This window comes from Bradyrhizobium pachyrhizi (assembly GCF_029714545.1).
GTDB classification, from domain to species: Bacteria; Pseudomonadota; Alphaproteobacteria; order Rhizobiales; family Xanthobacteraceae; genus Bradyrhizobium; species Bradyrhizobium pachyrhizi.
Window position 1 is genome coordinate 3,151,205 of the sequence record NZ_CP121667.1, and the last position, 22,283, is coordinate 3,173,487.

The 22,283-nt window shown below is 65.1% G+C and carries 17 protein-coding genes; 14 read left to right on the forward strand and 3 right to left on the reverse strand.

Annotation, left to right across the window (positions count from 1 at the left end; translation table 11 throughout):
* Positions 1–39 precede the first annotated feature (39 nt).
* Together QA639_RS14515 and QA639_RS14520 are read right to left on the reverse strand one after the other, a co-directional pair.
* Entirely contained in the window at positions 40–1,548 is a 1,509-nt protein-coding gene (locus QA639_RS14515; RefSeq protein ID WP_283090109.1) for a sensor histidine kinase, read from the reverse strand.
* Positions 1,549–1,734: 186 nt separating this feature from the next.
* Positions 1,735–3,009, reverse strand: coding sequence for a serine hydrolase domain-containing protein (locus tag QA639_RS14520; protein ID WP_157347625.1), 1,275 nt, complete (start codon positions 3,007–3,009; stop codon positions 1,735–1,737).
* A 169-nt stretch (positions 3,010–3,178) separates the two neighbouring features.
* On the opposite strand from QA639_RS14520, the gene QA639_RS14525 reads away from it, so the two are divergent.
* From QA639_RS14525 to QA639_RS14550, 6 genes are all read left to right on the forward strand, one after another.
* Entirely contained in the window at positions 3,179–4,093 is a 915-nt protein-coding gene (locus QA639_RS14525) for an intradiol ring-cleavage dioxygenase (RefSeq protein ID WP_157347626.1), read from the forward strand.
* Between the two features lie 343 nt (positions 4,094–4,436).
* Positions 4,437–5,747, forward strand: coding sequence for a CmpA/NrtA family ABC transporter substrate-binding protein (locus QA639_RS14530; protein ID WP_028338126.1), 1,311 nt, complete (start codon positions 4,437–4,439; stop codon positions 5,745–5,747).
* A gap of 60 nt (positions 5,748–5,807) precedes the next feature.
* Positions 5,808–6,710 carry a nitrate ABC transporter permease gene (gene ntrB, locus QA639_RS14535; protein ID WP_026192466.1) on the forward strand — a complete coding sequence of 301 codons (903 nt, stop codon included), beginning with the start codon at positions 5,808–5,810 and terminating at the stop codon, positions 6,708–6,710.
* 10 nt (positions 6,711–6,720) lie between these two features.
* Positions 6,721–7,515, forward strand: a complete 795-nt coding sequence (locus QA639_RS14540; RefSeq protein ID WP_028338125.1) for an ABC transporter ATP-binding protein — start codon at positions 6,721–6,723, stop codon at positions 7,513–7,515.
* 115 nt (positions 7,516–7,630) lie between these two features.
* The gene (locus tag QA639_RS14545; RefSeq protein ID WP_028338124.1) at positions 7,631–8,056 is read left to right on the forward strand and encodes a globin family protein; all 426 of its coding nucleotides are present in this window, start codon (positions 7,631–7,633) and stop codon (positions 8,054–8,056) included.
* A 148-nt stretch (positions 8,057–8,204) separates the two neighbouring features.
* A complete protein-coding gene (locus QA639_RS14550) occupies positions 8,205–9,104 on the forward strand; it encodes an SMP-30/gluconolactonase/LRE family protein (protein WP_283090110.1) in 900 nt (299 codons plus the stop codon).
* 35 nt (positions 9,105–9,139) lie between these two features.
* Here the strand turns inward: QA639_RS14550 and QA639_RS14555 are convergent, their stop codons facing one another.
* On the reverse strand, positions 9,140–10,225 hold the full coding sequence (locus tag QA639_RS14555) for a substrate-binding domain-containing protein (RefSeq protein ID WP_283090111.1): 1,086 nt from the start codon (positions 10,223–10,225) through the stop codon (positions 9,140–9,142).
* Between the two features lie 117 nt (positions 10,226–10,342).
* On the opposite strand from QA639_RS14555, the gene QA639_RS14560 reads away from it, so the two are divergent.
* From QA639_RS14560 to QA639_RS14595, 8 genes are all read left to right on the forward strand, one after another.
* Positions 10,343–11,827, forward strand: coding sequence for an aldehyde dehydrogenase family protein (locus QA639_RS14560; RefSeq protein ID WP_283090583.1), 1,485 nt, complete (start codon positions 10,343–10,345; stop codon positions 11,825–11,827).
* 236 nt (positions 11,828–12,063) lie between these two features.
* Positions 12,064–12,903 carry an aldo/keto reductase gene (locus tag QA639_RS14565; protein WP_283090112.1) on the forward strand — a complete coding sequence of 280 codons (840 nt, stop codon included), beginning with the start codon at positions 12,064–12,066 and terminating at the stop codon, positions 12,901–12,903.
* Positions 12,904–13,137: 234 nt separating this feature from the next.
* Positions 13,138–14,082, forward strand: coding sequence for a DMT family transporter (locus QA639_RS14570; protein ID WP_198400274.1), 945 nt, complete (start codon positions 13,138–13,140; stop codon positions 14,080–14,082).
* A 246-nt stretch (positions 14,083–14,328) separates the two neighbouring features.
* Positions 14,329–18,126, forward strand: coding sequence for an autotransporter domain-containing protein (locus tag QA639_RS14575; RefSeq protein WP_283090113.1), 3,798 nt, complete (start codon positions 14,329–14,331; stop codon positions 18,124–18,126).
* A gap of 117 nt (positions 18,127–18,243) precedes the next feature.
* Positions 18,244–19,326, forward strand: a complete 1,083-nt coding sequence (locus tag QA639_RS14580; RefSeq protein WP_157347638.1) for a zinc-binding dehydrogenase — start codon at positions 18,244–18,246, stop codon at positions 19,324–19,326.
* Positions 19,327–19,433: 107 nt separating this feature from the next.
* Positions 19,434–20,192 carry an SDR family NAD(P)-dependent oxidoreductase gene (locus tag QA639_RS14585; protein ID WP_157347640.1) on the forward strand — a complete coding sequence of 253 codons (759 nt, stop codon included), beginning with the start codon at positions 19,434–19,436 and terminating at the stop codon, positions 20,190–20,192.
* 4 nt (positions 20,193–20,196) lie between these two features.
* Positions 20,197–21,456 (forward strand): NAD(P)/FAD-dependent oxidoreductase, encoded by a 1,260-nt coding sequence (locus QA639_RS14590; protein ID WP_157347642.1) that lies wholly within the window; start codon positions 20,197–20,199, stop codon positions 21,454–21,456.
* A 58-nt stretch (positions 21,457–21,514) separates the two neighbouring features.
* The gene (locus QA639_RS14595; protein ID WP_016839817.1) at positions 21,515–22,183 is read left to right on the forward strand and encodes an amino acid ABC transporter permease; all 669 of its coding nucleotides are present in this window, start codon (positions 21,515–21,517) and stop codon (positions 22,181–22,183) included.
* The last annotated feature ends 100 nt before the right edge of the window (positions 22,184–22,283 follow it).

Here is a 22,283-nt window from a genome sequence, read left to right on the forward strand (position 1 = left end):
GCGTGCCAAGATGTCGCAGGATCGGCCGCGCCTAGCCGGTCAGCCGTCGATTTCGAGGGGGCTGGTCACGGTGTAGACGACGCCGTGGGGCAGGAAATCCACGGTGGCCTCGCCGCCGAGCTGGTCGCGGGCACTACGCTCGATCAGCCGTGAGCCGAAGCCACGCTGGACCGGCGCGGTGACCTGTGGGCCGCCGGTTTCGGTCCAGATCATCCGCAGCTTCGATCCGGGGCCCTCGTTGAGGATTTCCCAGTCCAGCGTCACCGTGCCGGTGTCGTTGGACAGCGCGCCATATTTGGCGGCGTTGGTCGCCATCTCATGCAGGATCATCGACAACACCAAGGCAAGCCGGGGCGACAGCGGCACGCGGGGGCCGAACATCCTGACCCGCGCGGACGTGTTCAAGAGGTAGGGCCGCAGCACGCGGCTGACGACGTCCTGGAAGTCGGAGCCCTGCCATTTGTCGGTGGAGAGCAGATTGTGCGCCTCGGCCAGCGCGCCGAGCCGCCCCTCGAACTTGTCGCGCTCGGTGCGGCTTGCACTGCGGAAGGTCTGCGTGGCGATCGATTGCAGGATCGCCAGTGTGTTCTTGACGCGGTGGTTGAGCTCTTCGATCAGCAGGTCGTGCAGCATCTCGCCGCGCGCGATCGTGGTTGCCATCCGCACCGCAAAGCCGAGCCCGACCAGCAGCAGGACGCCGCCGATCACGCTGGTGATCGCCAGCGAGCGCCACAGCGGCGCCACCAGCGAGTTCTCCGCGATCCCCGCGGCGACGGTCCAGCCGGTGACCCGCGACCGGGTGAAACCGGTGATCAGCGCCACGCCCTCCAGCGAGACGGTCGGCAGCGTCGCCTCGCCGCGGCGGAACATCTCGGCAAACAGCGATGGCGAGGCGCGCTGCCCGATGGTCGCCTGCGGATTTGGCACCCGCGCGAGGTTGACGCCGTCGCTGTCGAAGATCGAGATGGTCCAGTCCTGGTTAAGGCGCTGCTTCTCGATGATGGCCTGGAACACCTCGATCGGCGGGCTGAAGGAGATGTCGTAAAGCACCTCGCCGTCGCGCATCACCGGCACCTCGACGGTGATGATCAGCCGCTGCTTCACCGCGCCGAAGAACAGGTTGGAGTATTGCGGCTGCCGCGTCGCGAACACTTTCTCGAGGATCTCGAGATTGTTGCGCGGCGGCAGGCTCGCGGTGTCCGGCGTCAGCGAGGAGAACACCTGGCGTCCGGCGCGGTCCGCCACCAGTACCACGCCATCCTTGCCGTACTGGTCGATGAAGCCGACCGCGACGCGGCGGAAGTTGTCGAAGTCGCTGTTGCGCAGCGAGTTGGTCAGGGCCAGCACCTGCAGCCCGCCGGTCATGCGCTGCATTTCCGCATCGAGCAGCAAGCGGATGCTGCGCGCCGTCTCCAGCACGCGCTGCGTGGCCGCCTGGCGATCCCGCTGATAATTGTGGAAGACGATCCCGACCGCGAAAATGATCAGCGGCAACATCGTTCCCGCGACCAGAAGCGCGAGACGGACTGGCAATGTCAGTTTCGGCACGAAGTCCCCGGGTCGGTGCCCATTCGCTGCGAGCTTAGGGGAGGCGAGAAAAATTCGCCAAAAGGAAATAGTTTTATATCAGAAAGGTTCCGCGGCGCTTTGAGCATGATCCCTCGCGACAAACGCGGAGCGCGTTCGCGCGGAGATCATGCGCAAACGAGGTGTGCGCCGCGGAATGACGTCGTGTCAGAGATTGCTCTCGGTGATCGCGGCGTAGACCATGGTGCGCAGCTCGCGCCGCAGCGGATAGGCGCTCGACGGCAGCACCTGGGTCATGAAGATGGTGATCAGCTCCTCGGCCGGGTCGATGAAGAACGACGTCGTCGCGGCGCCGCCCCAGTTGAATTCGCCCGGGCTACCGGCGATCAGCGTCTGCGACGGGTGCATGGTGACGGCGAAGCCGAGGCCGAAGCCGATGCCGTTATAGGCGGCTTCGGCGAACATCGAGCGCGACATCGCCGGCAGGTCGACCCCGCCGGGCAGATGATTCGAGGTCATCAGCTTCAGCGTCTTCGGGCCGAGCAGGCGAACGCCGCCGAGCTCGCCGCCATTGAGCAGCGCACGGCAGAAGGTCAGGTAGTCGGCCGCGGTCGAGCACAGTCCGCCGCCGCCCGAGATCAGCGAAGGCGGCGCCAGGAACGAGCTGGTGGTCGGATCGTCCTGCAGCGTCAGCGTGCCCTTGCGCTCGGCGGCGAGCGGGTTGAAGCCGCCCTGCGGATCGGCGGAATAGCAGGCGGCAAACCGATGCGCCTTGTCGGCCGGTACGAAGAAATCCGTGTCGGTCATGCCGAGCGACTTGAAGATGCGCTCCTTCAGGAATTGCTCGAACGGCTGGCCGGAGATCTTGCCGACGAGATAGCCGAGCACGTCGGTCGAGACCGAGTAGTTCCAGGCTTCGCCCGGCGAAAATTCCAGCGGGATCTTCGCCAGATCCTCGATCATGCCGTCGAGCGTGCCGGCCTTGATGACCTCGCCGATCTTCTTCTCGCGATAGGCCGCGTCGACATTGGAGCGCTGCTGGAAGCCGTAAGTGAGGCCCGAGGTGTGGCGCAAGAGGTCGACGATCTGCATCGGCCGCGTCGGTGGGCGGGTCAGGAAGGCGGGCGCGGTGCCGGCGACGAACACGCCGAGGTTCTTCCATTCCGGAATATATTTCGCGACCGGCTCGTCGAGCGCGACCTTGCCTTCCTCGACCAGCATCATGAAGGCGACCGACGTGATCGGCTTGGTCATCGAATAGATGCGGAAAATGGTGTCGTCCTTGACCGGCACCTTGCGCTCGAGATCGGCAAAGCCCTGGACCGTGGAATGCACGATCTTGCCGCGGCGATAGATCAGGGCCTGCGTGCCGGGAAAACGGCCGGCATCGATGTAGCGGCTCTTCAGATGCGCTTCGAGGCGGTTGAGGGCAGTGGTCGACATTCCCGCGGATTCGGGCGAGGCAGGCGTGGGGGCTAGCATCAGGCGTTTCTCCGGCTTGCAAGGCAGCCTTGATAGCCGAAAAGTGTCTGCTGCACCAATCCGCTGCCGCTTACCGGCCTTGGGCTGGTGGTGTACCGTCACCCCTGCAATCGCGCCCCCGAAGGGGCCCAAGGTATCTGCCAAGGTATCCGTCAAGGGAAACGCCGAGATGACCCAATTCAACGAAACCGAGCTCACCGCCGCCGTCATCCGCAGCTTCGACCAGACACCCGATCCGCGGGCCAAGTTCCTGCTGCAGGAATTGGTGAAGTCGCTGCACGATTATGTGCGCAGGACCGATCTCACCTTTGAGGAATGGGACCAGGCGATCGGCTTCCTGACTCGCACCGGGCAGAAGTGCACCGACATTCGCCAGGAGTTCATCCTGCTGTCCGACGTGCTCGGCGTGTCGATGCTGGTCGATGCGGTCAACCATCGCGATCGCGACGGCGCGACCGAGACCACCGTGCTCGGCCCATTCTATGTCGGCGAGCACAAGGTGACGCCGCACGGCACCGACATCTCGGCAAGCCTGCCGGGCGAGCGCATGTTCGTGCAGAGCCGCGTCACCGACCTTGACGGCAAGCCGCTGGCCAATGTGCCGGTCGATATCTGGCACGCGGACGATGACGGATTCTACGACTCGCAGAAGCCGAGCTATGCCACCGAAGGTCCGTCGTCGCGGGCGCGCTTCATCACCGATGCCGACGGCCGCTTCTTCTTCCGCACTATCGTGCCGTGCAGCTATCCGATCCCGACCGACGGCCCGGTCGGGCAGATGATCACGCAGACCAACCGTCATCCGATGCGGCCGGCGCATGTGCACTTCCTGGTCAACGCCAAGGGCTACGAGCCGCTGATCACGCATGTCTTCGTCGAAGGCGACAAGTACATCGATTCCGACGTCGTGTTCGGCGTGAAGGATGAATTGATCGCCAAGGTCGAGCGCCGCACCGATCCTGTCATGCCCGATGGCCAGCGATCGGATGGGCCGTGGAGCCTGATGACCTACGAATTCCACGTGAAGCCCGGCGGCGGAATGGCGCCCGCGCCGCTCGGCACCAAGGTCACCGAAGACGCCTGATCGGTTTCTGAACGCTTCTGCCCAATCCTTGTGCGCCGCACAAGGATTGGGCGAATCGCAAATTTTGGCAGCGCGTGGAAAACTCGCGCGTGCTGCGACATGTTGCGCAAGGCTTTGCAGCGAAATCGATTTTTGCACTGCGGTAGATTGGCACAAGGCTTGAATAATCATTAGCCGACGCCATTGAAGCCGTCCCTCGAGGCTACCCCATCGGATTTCTGACGCCGCCAGACCGGGGCCTTCCCGGTGCACGCCTTTTTGCGCCCTGCGCGCGTCGCCATCCGGAGGACGGCGCTCGACGCACTGACGCAACACCGCAACGCAACGACGCAAAGGACGACCGATGACCAAGCCCACCGACAAGCCGCCAAGCCGCGGCCTCAGCCGCCGTCAGCTTCTGAAGGCAACCAGCGGCGCCGCCGCGCTGCTCGCCGCGGCCAAGCTCAACTTTCCCGCAGGCGCGTTCGCGCAGGGCGCCGGTCCCGAGGTGAAGGGCGCCAAGCTTGGCTTCATTGCGCTAACCGATGCCTCGCCGCTGTTCGTCGCCAAGGAGAAGGGCATCTTCGCCAAATACGGCATGCCCGATGTCGAGGTGCAGAAGCAGGCCTCGTGGGGCACCACGCGCGACAATCTCGTGCTCGGCTCCGAGGGCAACGGCATCGACGGCGCGCATATCCTGACCCCGATGCCGTATCTGATTTCGGCCGGCAAGGTGACGCAGAACAATCAGCCGACGCCGATGTACATCATGGCGCGGCTCAATTTGAACGGTCAGTGCATCTCGGTCGCCAAGGAATATGCCGATCTCAAGATCGGCATCGACACCGCGCCGTTCAAGGCGGCGCTGGAGAAGAAGAAGGCTTCCGGCAAGGCGGTGAAGGCCGCGATGACCTTTCCCGGCGGCACGCATGATCTGTGGATCCGCTACTGGCTCGCCGCCGGCGGCATCGATCCCGACAAGGACATCGAGACCATCGTGGTGCCGCCGCCGCAGATGGTGGCCAACATGAAGGTCGGCACGATGGACTGCTTCTGCGTGTGCGAGCCGTGGAATCTGCAGCTGATCCATCAGGACATCGGCTATACCGCGATCACGACCGGCGAGCTCTGGGACAAGCATCCGGAGAAATCGTTCGGCCTGCGCGCCGCCTGGGTCGACAAGAATCCGAAGGCCGCGAAGGCGCTGCTGATGGCTGTCATGGAAGCCCAGCAGTGGTGCGAGAAGGCGGAGAACCGCGAGGAGACCGCGGCGATCTGCGCCAAGCGGCAGTGGATCAACTGCCCGGTCGAGGACATCACCGACCGCATGAAGGGCAAGTTCGACTACGGCACCGGCCGCGTGGTCGAGAATTCGCCGCAGCAGATGCGGTTCTGGAGCGACAACGCCTCCTATCCCTATCAGAGCCACGACCTCTGGTTCCTCACGGAAGACATCCGCTGGGGCAAGTACGAGGCGGGTTTCGACACCAAGGCGCTGATCGCCAAGGTCAACCGCGAGGATCTCTGGAAGGAGGCTGCCAAGGAACTTGGCGTGTCGGACATTCCGGCCTCGACCTCGCGCGGCAAGGAGACCTTCTTCGACGGCAAGGTGTTCGACCCCGCCGATCCCGCCGCCTACCTGAAGTCGTTGTCCATCAAGCGTGTTGACGTCTGATTTGAGCGAGCCGCGCGAGCAGCGCGGCTCTCCTTTTTTGACCACGGAGATTTTCGTTCAATGTCGATGCCTGCCATGAAGACCGAAGTGTCGGCGGTGGCGATCCCGCCGGCCACTGCCGCGGCGCCGGTCGTGACCATGACGCCGAAGCGCGCGCCGCGCGCCGAGGCCTACGCCAGGATGGCGAAGGAGACCGCGGCGCGCGTGGTGCCGCCGCTGATCGTGGTCGCGCTGCTGCTGGTGGTGTGGGAGCTGATCTGCCGGCGCGCCGGCTCCAGCCTGCCGCCGCCGTCAAAAGTGTTCAAGGACACCAAGGAGCTGATCCTCGATCCGTTCTTCGACAATGGCGGCATCGACAAGGGCCTGTTCTGGCATCTCTCCGCCAGCCTGCAGCGCGTCGCCTACGGCTATTCGCTCGCGGCGATCGCGGGCATCGCGCTCGGCACGCTGGTCGGACAATCGGTCTGGGCGATGCGCGGGCTCGATCCGCTGTTCCAGGTGCTGCGTACCATCCCGCCGCTCGCCTGGCTGCCGCTGTCGCTGGCCGCATTCCGCGACGGCCAGCCCTCGGCGATCTTCGTGATCTTCATCACCTCGGTGTGGCCGATCATCATCAATACCGCGGTCGGCATCCGCAACATCCCGCAGGACTACCGCAACGTCGCGGCCGTCGTGCAGCTCAATCCGCTGGAGTTCTTCACCAAGATCATGATCCCGGCGGCCGCGCCCTACATGTTCACCGGCCTGCGCATCGGCATCGGTCTATCCTGGCTCGCGATCGTCGCCGCGGAAATGCTGATCGGCGGCGTCGGCATCGGCTTCTTCATCTGGGATGCGTGGAATTCCTCGCACATCAGCGAAATCATCCTGGCGCTGTTCTATGTCGGCATCATCGGCTTCGTGCTCGACCGCCTGATCGCGGGGCTGGGCAAGATCGTGACCCGCGGCACGGCGGCGAACTGAGGAGGACGTCATGCAGGCCTATCTGAAGCTCGATCACATCGACAAGACCTTCACCCGCGGTAGCGCCACCACGGAGGTGCTGAAGGACATCAATCTGACCATCGAGAAGGGCGAATACGTCTCGATCATTGGTCACTCCGGTTGCGGCAAGTCGACCCTGCTCAACATCGTCGCCGGCCTCACCGGCGCCACCAATGGCGGCGTGCTGCTGGAGAACCGCGAGGTCAATTCGCCGGGGCCGGATCGGGCCGTGGTGTTCCAGAATCACAGCCTGCTGCCGTGGCTGACCGTCTACGAGAACGTCAAGCTCGGCGTCGACAAGGTGTTTGCAAGGACCAAGAGCAAGGCCGAGCGCGACGCCTGGGTGATGCACAATCTCAGCCTCGTGCAAATGGCGCATGCCAAGGACAAGCGGCCGAGCGAGATCTCGGGCGGTATGAAGCAGCGCGTCGGCATCGCGCGTGCGCTCGCGATGGAGCCGAAGGTGCTGCTGCTGGACGAGCCGTTCGGCGCGCTTGACGCGCTGACCCGGGCGCACCTGCAGGATTCGGTGATGGCGCTGCATCAGAAGCTCGGCAACACCATCCTGATGATCACCCACGACGTCGACGAGGCGGTGCTGCTGTCCGACCGCATCGTGATGATGACCAACGGCCCGAGCGCGCGGATCGGCGAGGTGCTCGAGGTGCCGTTGGCGCGGCCGCGCAAGCGGCTCGAGCTCGCGACCAACCAGGGCTACCTGAAGTGCCGGCAGCGCGTGCTCGAATTCCTCTATGAGCGCCACAGCTTCGTCGAAGCGGCGTGATGACTACGCCGCCGGCAAGCGCTTCCGCTTTGAACCGAAGCGCCAGCTTCGGTTACCAATGCTCGCGTTTTGAAAAATCGTTTCAGAACTCATTTCATGACCGAGGAGAATTGAGATGAATCCGGCCCAAATCAAGCTGGTTCAGGACAGCTTTGGCAAGGTCGCGCCGATCTCGGAGCAGGCCGCGGTCATTTTCTACGACCGCTTGTTCGAAGTCGCGCCCGCCGTGAAGGCGATGTTTCCGGTCGACATGAAGGAGCAGCGCAAGAAATTGATGACGACGCTTGCCGTCGTCGTGAATGGGCTGAGCAATCTCGACACGATCCTGCCGGCCGCGAGTGCGCTGGCCAAGCGGCATGTCGGCTACGGCGCCAAGGCCGAGCATTATCCGGTGGTCGGCGGCGCGTTGCTGTGGACGCTGGAGAAGGGGCTCGGCGAAGCCTGGACGCCTGACGTCGCCGCCGCGTGGACCGCGGCCTACGGCACGCTGTCCGGCTACATGATCTCGGAAGCCTATGGCCCGGTGCAGCCGGTCGAATAGCAGGCGGTGACAGAAGCCTTCCACGTCGCTGCAAGAGCCCTTCCGTCCGGCCATCGCTCAGGCGGATAGGTGGATTGCTTCGCTGCGCTCGCAATGACGTGCGCAAGCATCTATGGTCCGCCCCGTTCCGCCAACGGGTGAGCCAACAATGATGTTTCTGGAAACGCCGCCGAAACTGATCGCGACTGAAATCTTCTCCGCCGTGCCGGCCGAATTCCGCCGCAGGGTGGCGAGCGAATGGGCCGACGCCAACCGCCCGGGCGCGGTGACCGACTGCTTCATCGAGGGACCGTCGTTCGATGCCGAGGGCAATCTCTACATCGTCGACATCCCGTTCGGCCGCATCTTCAGGATCGCGCCTGACAAGTCATGGTCGCAGGTTGCCGAGTATGACGGCTGGCCGAACGGGCTGAAGATCGATGCGATGGGCCGCATCCTGATCGCCGACTATCGGCACGGGCTGATGGAACTCGATGCCAGGTCGGGCGAGGTCACGCCCCTGCTGCGCTCGCGCAATTCGGAATCGTTCCGCGGCTGCAACGACCTGCACATCGCCTCGAACGGCGACATCTATTTCACCGATCAGGGCCAGACCGGGCTGCACGATCCGACCGGCCGCGTCTATCGACTGCGGGTGAACGGAGCGCTCGACTGCCTGATCGACACCGGCATCAGCCCGAACGGCCTGGTGCTCGATCCGCACGAGGCGGTGCTGTTCGTCGCCATGACGCGCGACAATGCGGTCTGGCGCGCACCGTTCATGAAGGACGGCAGCGTCTCCAAGGTCGGCCGCTTCTGCTCGCTGTTCGGCCCGAGCGGACCCGACGGCATGACGATGGACGCCGCCGGTCGGCTGTTCGTCGCGCATGCCTCGCTCGGCCATGTGTTCGTGTTTGCGCCGAACGGCGAGTGCATCGCGCGGATCAAGTCCTGCGCCGGGCCGAGCTGCACCAATGTCGCGATCGGCGGCGCCAACCGCAACCGCCTCTACATCACGGAATCGGTGACCGGCTCGGTGCTGGTCGCCGACATCAGCGGGCTCGGCTAGATATTTTCCCTGGCTGTCGATCCTCGTGTGGCCGGTCAGTGGTCCGAATGCAGTTTCTCGAGAAACTCCTTCACGCCGCTGACGGCGCCGGTATGGGAGGCGACATAGCCGGGAAGGGCGCCCACCGCCTTGTGAAACTCGCTGCTCTTCATGATGTCGAGCACCCGCTGCATCGGCTCGGTCTCGAGAAAGGCGCGCTTGCAGACGAAGAAATAATCTTCCGTGAGCAGGCGGATGAAATCGAGCCCGAACTGCCGTGCCGCGGCCTCGACGCCAAAGCTCGCATCCGCCATGCCGCTCGCGACATAGGCGGCGACCGCCGCATGGGTGAATTCCATATGCTGGGCGCCGTTGATCCGCCCTTCCGGGATCTTGTGCAGCGCCAGCAATTGATCGAACAGCAGCCGCGTGCCGGAATCGTGGTCGCGGTTGACGAAACGGGCCTTGTGCTCGACCAGGTCCTTCAGCGTCGTGATCTTCAGCGGGTTGCCGCGCTTGACCATCAGGCCCATCTCGCGCGTCACGAAATTGATGACGCGGTCCTCGCGCGGATCGAGCCATTCGCGGCAGGCCTTGATGCCCTGCGCGCGCAATTCGCCGCGCGGCAGGTGCACGCCGGAGAGATCGCAGGCGCCCTGCGCCAGCGAGACCAGCGAGTTCTGGTTGCTGACATAGCGCAGATCGACGCCAACGCCGCCCGCGCGGTCGAGGAACTCGCGCAGCTTGGACACCGCAAAGCCATGGCTGGCATGGACCCGGATCACCGACGGTCGCTGCTCGAGAAACGGCTTGATCTCGGTGACCAGCTCCTGCGCGAGGTTTTCGAGCTGCAGCCCGAGCCGCGCCTGCATCCGCTCGCCGGCCCACACCAGCTTCTCGCCGAATGGCGTCAGCTTCGAGCCCTTGCCGCGCTGCGTCTCCACCAGCGGCACGCCGAAGAACCCGGTCCATTGCTCGATCAGGTTCCAGACATGGCGATACGACAGCTGCGCGTCGTTGGCGGCACTGGTGATCTTTCCGGTCTTCCTGATCTCGTTGAGGATGCCGAGCATCACGACCGCGGTCTGCGGGCTGTTTTCTTTCCGAAAGCGCCAGACGGTCTCGATCTCGATCTGCAGCATCGTGGTCACCACTTATGAAGTTAACTTCATATACTGGCATGCCAATAGGCACAAGATATCATATTTACTGCTGATAAAAGCCTCCTAAGTTGAGCGACAACTCCAGGAGGAAATATGATGTCCGTTGCATATGACTACGAGCGTGACGCCCGCCGCGCCCCGACCATCAGGAACGAATTGCTGCTGATCGACGGCGCCCGCGTCCGTTCGCTGGCCGGAAATACCTTCAAGTCGCTCAATCCCGCCACCGAGCAGGTGATCGCGACGATTGCCGAAGGCAACGAGGCGGATGTCGACCGTGCCGTGGCGGCCGCCCGCCGCGCCTTCGAGGGGCCGTGGCGCACCATGCGCGCGGCCGAGCGCGGACACATCCTGCTCCGATGGGCCGAGCTGCTGAAGCAGCATGCCGACGAGATTGTCGCGCTCGAAAGCCTCGATGCCGGCAAGCCGATTGCGGGTGTGCTGCGCCAGGATTTTCCCGCCGCCATCGACACGCTGACCTATTACGCCGGCTGGGCCGACAAGATCAGCGGCGATGTGGTCTCGGCGCGCGACGACGCGCTGACCTATACGATGCGCGAGCCGGTCGGCGTGGTCGCCGCGATCGTGCCGTGGAATTTCCCGCTGATGATCGGCATGTGGAAGCTCGCGCCGGCTCTCGCCTGCGGCTGCACGGTGGTGATGAAGCCGGCCGAGCTGACCTCGCTGTCGGCGCTCAGGATCGGCGAGCTTGCGCTCGAGGCCGGTTTGCCGAAGGGTGTGCTCAACATCGTGACCGGGCCCGGCCGCGTCGTCGGCGACGCGCTGGTCAATCATCCCGATGTCGACAAGGTGACCTTCACCGGCTCGCCCGGTGTCGGCCGCGGCATCATGAAGGGCGCCGCCGGCAACTTCAAACGCGTCTCGCTCGAGCTCGGCGGCAAGTCCGCCAATGTGATCTTCGACGATGCCAATCTCGAAGCCGCCGCCAAGGCCGCGGCTGCCGGCATCTTCTTCAACGCCGGGCAGGTCTGCTCGGCCGGTTCGCGCGTGCTGGTGCAGGAGAACGCCTATGACGAGGTGGTCGAGCGTCTGGTCGCCCGCGCAGAAAGCCTGCGGATCGGCGATCCCGCAGATCGCGCCACCGCGCTCGGTCCTGTCATCTCCGAGAAGCAGATGCGCTCGATCCTCGATTATGTCGAAATCGGCAAGCATGAGGGCGCGCTGCTGGCCACCGGCGGTGCGCGGGTCGGTGACCGGGGCTATTTCATCAGCCCCGCTGTGTTCGCCAATGTCGCGCACGAGATGCGCATCTCGCAGGAGGAGATCTTTGGCCCCATCGTCAGCGTGATCAGGTTCAAGGACGAGGCCGATGCGCTGCGCATCGCCAACGGCACCGCCTACAGCCTCGCCGCCGGCGTCTGGAGCGCGGATATGGGCCGCGTGCAGCGCTTCGCCAAGAAGGCCCGCGCCGGCACGGTGTGGATCAACACCTATGGCTACACCGACGTGCGATTGCCGTGGGGCGGCGAGCGCGATTCCGGCCTCGGCCGCGAGCACGGCACCGCCGCGCTCGACAACTTTACCGAGCCGAAGGCGGTGTGGATGAATCTCAACGTTTGATGCGCGTCGAGAGACGCGTGAGCGCGCGACACAATACAGCTGTCGTCCCGGCGAAGGTCGGGACCCATAACCCCAAATCCGCGTTGTTGGACCACGCTGGGGCCGCAGCGGCCTCTACAATTGACTTTTGTGGTTATGGGTCCCTGCGTTCGCAGGGACGACACCGTGGAGACACGATCGTCTCTTTCCTCTATCTTTGCGCGGAGCCACAAGGGAACACGCGGAACGAGGCGATCGTGCAGACGAAAAAATTCGGCGACAGCGGCCCGCAGGTCTCGGTGATCGGGCAGGGCACCTGGTATCTCGATCGCGGTGACCGCAAGGCGGCCGTCGCTGCGCTGAAGCGCGGCATCGATGCCGGCATGACGCATATCGACACCGCCGAGATGTATGGCGACGCCGAGCTTGTGATCGCGGATGCGATGTCAGGCCGGCGCGACGAGGTGTTCCTGGTCTCGAAGGTCCTGCCGAGCAACGCCTCGCGGCGCGGCACCATCACCGCCTGCGAGCGCTCGCTGAAGCGGCTGAAGACCGATCGCCTCGATTGCTATCTGCTGCACTGGCGCGGAACCACTCCGCTCGCCGAAACGGTCGCGGCGTTCGACGAATTGATCGCCGCGGGCAAGATCCGGTCCTGGGGCGTAAGTAATTTCGATACCGAGGATCTCGATGAACTGCTCGATGTCGCGGGTGAAGGCAAGATCGCCTGCAACCAGGTGCTCTACCATCTGCAGGAGCGCGCCATCGAGCACGCCGTGATTCCCTGGTGCGAGCGGCACGGCGTCGCCGTCGTCGCCTACTCGCCGTTCGGTCACAATGATTTTCCCTCGTCGTCGAGCAGGGCCGGCGCGGTGCTGCAATCGATCGCGCAGGCGCGCAAGGCAACGCCGCGCCAGGTGGCGCTGAGCTTCCTGACGCGGCTACCGTCGGTGCTCGCGATTCCGAAGGCGTCGAACGCGGAACACGCGTCGGAGAATGCGGCGGCGGGAACTCTGAAGCTCAGCGGCGATGAACTCGCTGCGCTCGATGCCGCGTTCCCGCGCGGGCCGAAGCCACGCTCGCTGCCGATGCTCTGAGGGCGTTCCGCTCCACACAGTTCTTAACAAACTGTTGCAGTTGCGGCGGCATGCGACCTGCGGCGGGCGGTCGCGCGCGCTGGCGCATATCGGAGTCCCGTTTTCGGGCATTGTTCTCGCAGCGGAATTGGCGTTCTCTACGAACAGCAGATTCCCTTTATTTTGCCTTCGAGATTGCCGTGACACCGCCCCCCGCAGCCGTGGCCGCCCAGGCTGGACAGCGTTCCCCTTTCATTGCCCGCAAAGACCGCGCCCGCAGCGACAAGCAAGGCGCCCGCCCGTACCGACCGGCCGTTCAAGGGCATCGCGCTGATCCTGCTGTCGACCGTGTTCCTGGGCACCTCCGACGTCACGGCAAAATATCTCTCCTCCACGCTGCCCTCGATCGAGATCGCCTGGATCCGCTTCCTGGTGTTCGCGATGATCATGACGCCGGCGATGCTGCCGGGCTCGCCGCTGTTCGCGCTGCGCAGCAGCCGTCCCGGCCTGCACGTGCTGCGCGGCGCCGCGCTGCTCGGTTCCTCGCTGATCTTCATCACTGGGCTCGGCTTCCTGCCGATCGCCGAAGCCTCCGCCACCAGCTTCGTCTCGCCGCTGTTCGTTACTGCGCTGTCGATCGCTTTCCTCGGTGAGAGGGTCGGCATGCGACGCTGGATCGCGACTGCGGTCGGCCTTGCCGGCGTGTTCATCGTCCTGCGCCCGGGCACCAGCGCCTTCCATCCCGCAGCGATCTTCCCGATCGTCTCGGCGCTGGCCTGGGCGGCCACGTTGATCCTGACGCGCATGATGAGCGGCAGCGAGCGCCCGATCACCGTGATGACCTACTCGTCGATCGTCGGCGTTGCCATCGTCAGCGCGCTGGTGCCGTTCGTCTGGGTTACGCCGAGCTGGCACGACATCATGTTCGGCATCCTGATCGGCGTTGCGTCCACCGTCGGACAGTGGATCGTGGTGTTGGCGTTCCGCTATGGCGATGCCTCGGTGCTGGCACCGTTCTCCTACACGCAGCTGCTGTGGGTCAGCATCCTCGGCTTCCTGATCTTCGGCGAAGTGCCCGACCGTTGGACCATTCTCGGCGCCGGCTTCATCGTCGCCTCGGGCCTCTACACCGCGCATCGCGAGCGCGTCCGACGGTCGCAGCTGCTGACCGTGGCCAGCGAGCCGTCGCCGAACGCCTGAGCGTCCGGACGAAATCGTGCGTCGGTTGCGAAACCGGCTTCAACTAGCGTTGCGCGGGTACAACAGTCGGGCCGAAATCTTTGATCTCGGGTCGCTGAATCACCGGATTTCGGAAACGATCGGCAACCTCACGGTTCGCTGCGTGCTAACCCTAGCCCCAAGAGCGCCGCAGAGCGTTTGGGGGTCGGGTACGTGCATTTTGGTTCGTTCTTTTTCCTGTCAGGTGGTCGGTCGTCTCGCGCTGCGATGGCCTTGGCACTCTGCGCCCTGACCAGCGCAATCGCGTTGCCGACCGGTTCGGCACGAGCGCAGAGTTACACCTGGGGCGGCACGGGCAGCTCGACGAGCACCGATGTTTACGAACTCCCGACCAACTGGTCGACCACGTCGGCCGGCGCGCCGCCGATCCTCCCGAACCAATCAGCCATCTTCGATTCATCGGGATCGGCGACGGTCACGATCGGGCCTGGCTTGATGCTGCCGGGGTCCTGGACCTTCACCGCCAATTCGCAGTCCTACACGATCAATGGCAACCCGGTTGGCTTCAGCCTGTCCGGGCCGACCGGCGGCCTGATCAGCCAGGCCAACAACGGCCAGACCATCACGATCAACGCCAATCTCACCGACGGCATTGGCGGACCGGCGATGGTGCAGCAGCTCGGCAACAGCTCGTTGGTGCTCGCGGGCACCAATGCCTACTCCGGCGGCACGCTGATCTCCGCCGGCACCGTGCAGGTGACGAATGCGGATTCGATCGGCACCGGCACCATCACGCTCAATGGCGGTACGTTCCAGATGCAGTCGCCGACGGTCTCGAGCATTGCCTTCGCCAACAACATCGCGGTCAATGCGGCCGGCGGCACGGTCGATGCGAACGGCGCCCAGGTCAATCTCCAGGGCGTGATTGCCGACGGTGCCGGCGCCGGGGTTCTGCGCCTGATCGACTCGTCGGCGTCCGCGTTTTCCAACGTGCAGCTCTCCGGCGCCAACACCTATTCCGGCGGCACGCTGGTGGTCGATACGACCGTCGTCGTCAGCAACAACAGTTCGGTCGGGTCAGGCACCGTCACGCTCGACAATGCTTCGTTTCAGGCCGACGGCCTCAGCAACCTGACATTCAGCAACAACTTCAAGATCAACACGTCGGCCATCGGCAGCGCGATCGACGCCAATGGCGTCACGCTCACGATCAACGCCAATCTCACCGACGGCAACGGCCCCGGCAAGCTGACGGTGCTGGATAATTCAGGCGGCCTCGGCCGCGTCGTGCTGCTCGGCACCAACACCTACACCGGCGGCACCACGATCTGCGATTGCGCAACGTTGCAACTCGGCGACGCCAGCCACATCGCCTCGATCGTCGGCGAGGTCGCGGTCGACGGCAAGTTCGACATCGTCAATGCTAACACCGCGGGCATCACCAAGATCGTCAACGACGGGTTCAACGGGATCGCCACCACGACGTTCTATAATTCCACCACGGCGTCGACGGCGACGATCGTCAACCAGAATTTCGGCATCACGGAGTTTCGCGACAGTAGCACCGCGGGCAATGCCATGGTGAGCAACACCAATGGTGCGCTCACGATCTTTCGCGACACCAGTTCTGCCGGCAATGCCAAGTTTGACAATAGCAATGGCGGCACCTTGGTATTTGGCGATGCGCTTGGGCCTCCTGGCGGCTCGGACGCCAGCACGGCCGACAAGGCCATGATCCACAATCATGATGGTGCCGGCACAGTGTTCCTGGGGTACACCAATGCGGGTCAGGCCAAGATTACCAATGGCGACAACGGCGGCGGGACCTTGTTCTTCGAGTTCTCGTCGGCCGCATCCTCGACGATCACAACGACGGCCACCGGCTTTACCAATTTCTACCAGAACAGCACTGCGGCGAACGCAACGATCGACAACAGCGGCCTGACCTATTTCGGCACGTCCGGTCTCAGCCTGACGGAGGCGCCGACCGCGGGCAATGCGACGATCACCAACCGCTCCGGCGGCACGCTGGTCTTCGACGTCTTCGCAACGGCCGGCAACGCCACGGTCACGACCGAGGGTGGGGCCCGCGTCATGTTCCTCGGCAATTCGACCGGCAGCGCTGCACAGTTCATCACCCAAGGCACTGGCTATGTGGACTTCGGTGGCAGCCTTGGGCCGAACGGCGACGGCCGCATCACAGCAGGCTCGATCGCGGGCTCCGGCACCTACTATATCGGCGGCGGCAACACGCTCGTCGTCGGAGGTAACAATCTTTCCACTATCGTCAGCGGCGTGATCGCGGATTCCGATCCCTGCGGTTGCGGCCGCATTGGTCCGGCCAATTTCGAGAAGACCGGCAGCGGCACGCTGACGCTGTCCGGCGTCAACAGCTATACCGGCACCACGACGGTCAACGGCGGCATTCTTCAGGTCGATGGCTCGATCGCCTCGTCGAGCCTCACCACGGTGAATGCCGGCGGCGCGCTCTCCGGCATCGGCACCGTCGGCAACACGACGATTGCAAGCGGCGGCATCCTGATGCCCGGCAACGCGACACCAGGCACATCCCTGAACGTGGCGGGCAACCTCGCCTTCCAGTCCGGTGCGCTGTACCTCGTCGGGCTCAATTCGACGGCGTCCGCCTTGGCCAAGGTGAGCGGCAGTGCGACGCTGGCCGGATCGGTCGGCGTCAGCGTCGCCGCCGGCAGTACGATCGCCAAGCAATACACTATCCTGTCGGCGGCCGCCGGCCGCAACGGCACGTTCGTCGGCGTCGATTCAACCGGGCTGCCGTCAAACCTCGTCGCGACGCTCGGCTATGATGCGAGCAACGCCTATCTGAACTTCACGCTCGATTACGGCGCGAAGTCGAAGCTGAACGTCAATCAGCAGAACGTCGCCACCACGCTGCAGAACTTCTTCAACGCCAATGGCGGTATCAACGCGGTGTTCGCCGGACTGTCGCCGGCTGGCCTGACGCAGGCCTCGGGCGAGGGCGCGACCGGATCGCAGCAGGCGACGTTCAACGCGATGGGCCTGTTCCTCGGTCTGCTGACCGATCCATTTGTTGCCGGGCGCGATGGTGGGTTTGGCGGCGGCGCGGGGGCGACGCCGTTCGCCGAGGAGAGCACGCCGCTCGCCTATGCGGCGCGCCAGAGTGAGCCGCGCGATGCGCTGGCCGCGATCTACACCAAGGCGCCGCCGCGGCTGGTCGATTTCGAGCAGCGCTGGAGCGTATGGGCGGCGGGCTATGGCGGCTCGCAGACCACCAGCGGCAATGCGATGCTGGGCTCGAACAATACCAGCAGCAGCCTCTATGGCACCGCGGTCGGCGCCGACTACCGCTTCTCGCCGAACACCATCGCCGGCTTTGCGCTCGCCGGCGGCGCCACCAGCTTCAGCGTCAACGGTCTCGGCTGGGGCCGTTCGGATCTGTTCCAGGCCGGCGCGTTCGTGCGCCACAGTGTCGGCGCGGCGTACTTGAGCGCGGCGCTCGCCTATGGCTGGCAGGACGTCACCACCGATCGCATCGTCACTGCGGCCGGCGTCGATCACCTGCGCGCCAACTTCAATGCCAATGCCTGGTCTGGCCGGCTCGAGGGCGGCTATCGCACTGCCACGCCGTGGATCGGGCTGACGCCTTACGCGGCGGCGCAGTTCACGAGCTTCGAGCTGCCGTCCTATGCGGAGAGCGTGGTCTCCGGCGGCGGCGCCTTCGCGCTGAATTATGCCGCGAAGAGCGTCACCGACGTCAGGAGCGAACTCGGCCTGCGCTCCGACAAATCGTTCGCGGTTGATGGCGGCATCTTCACGCTGCGCGGTCGCGTTGCCTGGGCGCATGACTTCAATCCGGACCGCGCCGTTGGTGCGGTGTTCCAGACGCTGCCCGGCGCGGCCTTCGTGGTCAACGGCGCGGCGCAGGCCAGCGACTCGGCGCTGACCACGGCCTCTGCCGAGCTGAAGTGGCGTAACGGCTGGTCGGCGGCCGCAACCTTCGAAGGCGAATTCTCCAACGTGACACAGTCTTACGCCGGCAAGGGCGTTATGCGCTATACGTGGTGACCCTCCGTGCTATAGCCTCCTGCGGCGAAAGCTTGTCCCGGACTTGATCCGCGACAGCATTTCGCGGGACGAAATACGCATCAAAATGAGTGGGACAAAACCCACGCGGGAGGGAATATGCGCGCAGCGATCTTCAGGAACGGCGAGATCGTCGTCGACCGGATGCCCGAGCCGAAGCCAGGTCCCGGCCAGGTGCTGGTCAAATCGCTCGCCTGCGGCATCTGCGGTTCCGATCTGCACGCACGCAAGCATGCCCACCGCATGGTGGAGCTGAGCAAGTTCCTGCCCGGCCGCACGCCGATGGATCTGTCGCGCGACGTCGTGTTCGGCCATGAGTTCTGCTGCGAGGTCCTCGACTACGGCCCGAACACCACGCGCAAGCTGAAGCCCGGGACGAAAGTGTGCTCGCTGCCGGCGCTGCTGACGCCAGAGGGCCCGAAGGGCATCGGCTATTCCAACGATTATCTCGGCGGCTATGCCGAGCAGATGCTGCTCAGCGAGCCGCTGCTGCTCGAAGTGCCGAACGGGCTTGCGGCCGAGCACGCCGCGCTCACCGAACCGCTTGCAGTCGGCGTGCATGCGGTGGCGATGGCCAACATCCAGGGCGGCGAGGTGCCGCTGGTGATCGGCTGCGGACCGGTCGGGCTGGCGGTGATTGCGGCGCTGAAGATCAGGGGGCTTGGACCGATCGTCGCGGCCGATTATTCGCCGGCGCGGCGGCAGCTCGCCGAGAAGATGGGCGCAGATGTGGTGGTCGATCCCGCCAGGACGCAGCCCTATGCGAGCTGGGCCGAGCACGCCCAGATGACCGACGCGGAGAAGGCGGCGCGTCCGCCGATGCAGGCGCTGCTGCCGCCGCTGAAGCCCGCGCTGATCTTCGAATGCGTCGGCGTGCCCGGCGTGCTGCAGCAGGTGTTCGAGGGCGCCCCGCGTAGCGCTCGTGTCGTCGTGGTCGGCGTCTGCATGGAGACCGACAAATCCGAGCCGATGCTTGGTATCATCAAGGAGCTCAACGTCCAATATGTGCTCGGCTACACACCGGAGGAGTTTGCCTATTCGCTGCGCCTGATCGCGGAAGGCCAGGTCGACGCCGCCTCGCTGGTCACCGGCCGCGTCGGCATCGACGGCGTCGCGCGGGCGTTTGCCGATCTCGCCAATCCCGAGGCGCACACCAAGATCCTGGTCGAGCCCTGGCGCTGATTTGGCGTTGAACGCGGCGCTAAACTCACGGCGATGCGCGCGGTTTGCATTTCGTGACGCCGAACCTATAGTTCGCTGTCTCGCATCGCACTGACAGCACGCACCTCATGCGAATTTCGATCATCACGGGAGGCGGCTCCGGCATCGGCGCCGCAGTCGCGCGCCGGCTCGCCGGCCCCGATCAATCCCTGATGCTGCACGGACAGGGCACCGAGGCCGCCGGCCTCGCGCGGCTGAATTCGGTTGCGGAGGAATGCCGCAGCAGGGGCGCGAAGGTCGAGGTGAGCACCGGCGATCTCGCCGAAGCCGGCGCCGGCACCGCGCTGGTCGCGGCAACGCGGGCCGCGTTCGGGCCGATCGACAGCATCGTGCACGCCGCGGGCTTTGCCGACCGGCGCGAGTTCCCGAGCCTGCCGCGCGAGGCGCTGGAGCGCGCCTTCGCGGTGATGGCTGCGGCCTTCCATGAAATCGCGGCGGCGGCGCTGTCCGACCTCACGCGCAGCGCCCAAGGCCGCGTCGTCGCGGTGTCGAGCTTCGGGCCGCATCGCTTCGTGCCCGGCGCCACCTATCCGGGATCGGCTGCGGCGAAGGCCGCGCTCGAGGTGCTGGTGAAGTCGCTCGCGATCGAGCTCGCCGCGTCAGGCGCCACCGCCAACGCCGTGATGCCGGGCTACACCCGCAAGGATCCCGGCCTGTTCGGCGCGCTTGATACCGCGACCTGGGAGCGCGTCGCGAAGGCCAATCCGATGCAGCGGCTGGCCGAGCCCGACGAGGTTGCGGCAGTCGTCGCCTTCCTGCTGTCGCCGGAAGCGGGCCACGTCACCGGCGCGACGCTGCCGGTCGATGGCGGCCTGACCTTGATGTGACGCCATGAGCGAGGGCGAACCAACAGAGCAGGTCGATGTCGCCGTGCTCGGCGCCGGCATGGTCGGCGTCTCGGCGGGCCTCGCCGCGCGGCAGCGCGGGCTCTCCGTCATGGTCGTCGATCGCCGCGAGCCCGGTAGCGAAACCTCCTACGGCAATGCCGGCATCATCTCGTCAGGCTCGATCCTGCCGCTCAATACGCCGTCGCTGCTGAAGAACTTGCCGAAATATCTGACCAACGCGCATCCGGCGCTGCGCTGGAACATTGCGTGGGCGCTCGCCAATGCCGGCTGGGTGATGCGCTTCCTTGCAGCCGCTGTGCCATCGCAGACCAGGCCGCGCGCCGCCGCGCTGCACGGTTTGATCGGGACCTCGCTGAAGCTGCATCGCGACTGGATCGTGCAGGCCGGCGCCGGCCATCGCATCCGCGAAACCGGTTGGCTCAAGGCCTGGCGCAGCGACGGGCGCGCCGCCGCCCAGGCCGAGCAGGCAGCGCTCGCCGAGTTCGGCATCAGGAGCGAGGTGCTCGATCGCCAGGCGATCTCCGCGCTCGAGCCCAACATCATCCCTGCCTATAGCGTCGGCCTGCTGCACACGCAGACGGCATCGGTCGATTCACCTGGAGCTGTGGTCAAGGCCTACGCGCGGATGCTCGCCGCTGGCGGCGGCACGATCAGGCAATCCGGGGTCCGGCGGATCGAGCCGCACGGCGACGGCTGGCGCGTGCAGCTCGCCGACGGCGAGATCGCCGCGCGCCATGTCGTGGTCGCGCTCGGGCCGTGGTCGGCCGAACTGCTGCGGCCGCTCGGCTATCGCGTGCCGCTGGCCTTCGAGCGCGGCTATCACCAGCATTTCGTGCCGAACCCGGCACGCAAATTGCTGCGGCCGATCCATGATGCGGAGGGCGGCTTTCTGATGACGCCGATGGAATCGGGCGTTCGCGTCACCAGCGGCGTCGAGCTCACCGCGCGCGACGCGCCCTCGAATTTTTCGCAGCTCGAGGCGGTGGTGCCGATGGCGCGCAGCGTGGTCGAATTTGGCGATGCGGTCGGCGAGCGCTGGCGCGGCGCGCGGCCGACGCTGCCCGACAGCCTGCCGATGATCGGTGCGGCGCCGCGACATCGCGGGCTCTGGCTCGCCTTCGGCAACCAGCATATCGGCTTCACCACCGGCCCCGGAACTGGCGCCGCAATTGCGGCGATGATCGCGGGCGATGCGCCGCCGTTCGAGGTGCGAGCATTTTCGCCAGACCGGTATATCGCGTGACTCGTGCGAGGCCGCCTGCGATGTTTGGCGATCAAGCGCGCGGCAACCGAGGGGCAGGATGAACTACGTCTGGGATTTCGGCATCCTTGCCAAGTACAGCCATCTGTTCTGGCTCGGGCTCGGCTGGACCATCGCCTACACCATCGGCACCATTATTCTAGGGACCTTGATCGGCCTGATCGTCGGCATGCTGCGGCTGCGGCGCATTCCGGTGATCGACTGGCTCCTGATCGCCTATATCGAATTGTTCCGCTGCACACCGCTGCTGGTGCAGATCATCTGGTTCTACTACGCGTTTCCGGTCGTGATCGGCGTCAACATCCCGGCGCATGTCGCCGCCGTCAGCGTGCTCTCGCTCTATGGCGGCGCGTTCTATGCCGAGATCGTGCGCGGCTCGATCGAGAGCGTGCCGGTCGGCCAGTGGGACGCCGCGAAGGCGCTCGGCTTCCGCGGCTGGCGCCTGATGCGGCTCGTGATCCTGCCGCAAGCGCTGAAGCCGATGATGGCGCCCTATGTCAACCAGTCGGTCACGCAGCTCAAGAACACCTCGCTGGTCTCGATCATCGCGGTACCCGATCTCGTCTACAACGCGACCTTGATCAACGCCGACACCTACCGGCCGCTCGAGGTCTACACCATCGTGGCGCTGATCTATTTTGCGATCCTGTTTCCGTCGACGCTGGTGGCCAGGCGGTTGGAGCGCGGGCTGACCTACGACAAGGTGTGAGTTGCTTGACCTCTCCGGCTTGCGGGGAGGTCGGATCGCATCGTTAGATGCGATCCGGGTGGGGGCTCTCTCCATACATAGGGCGTCGCTTGTGGCGACA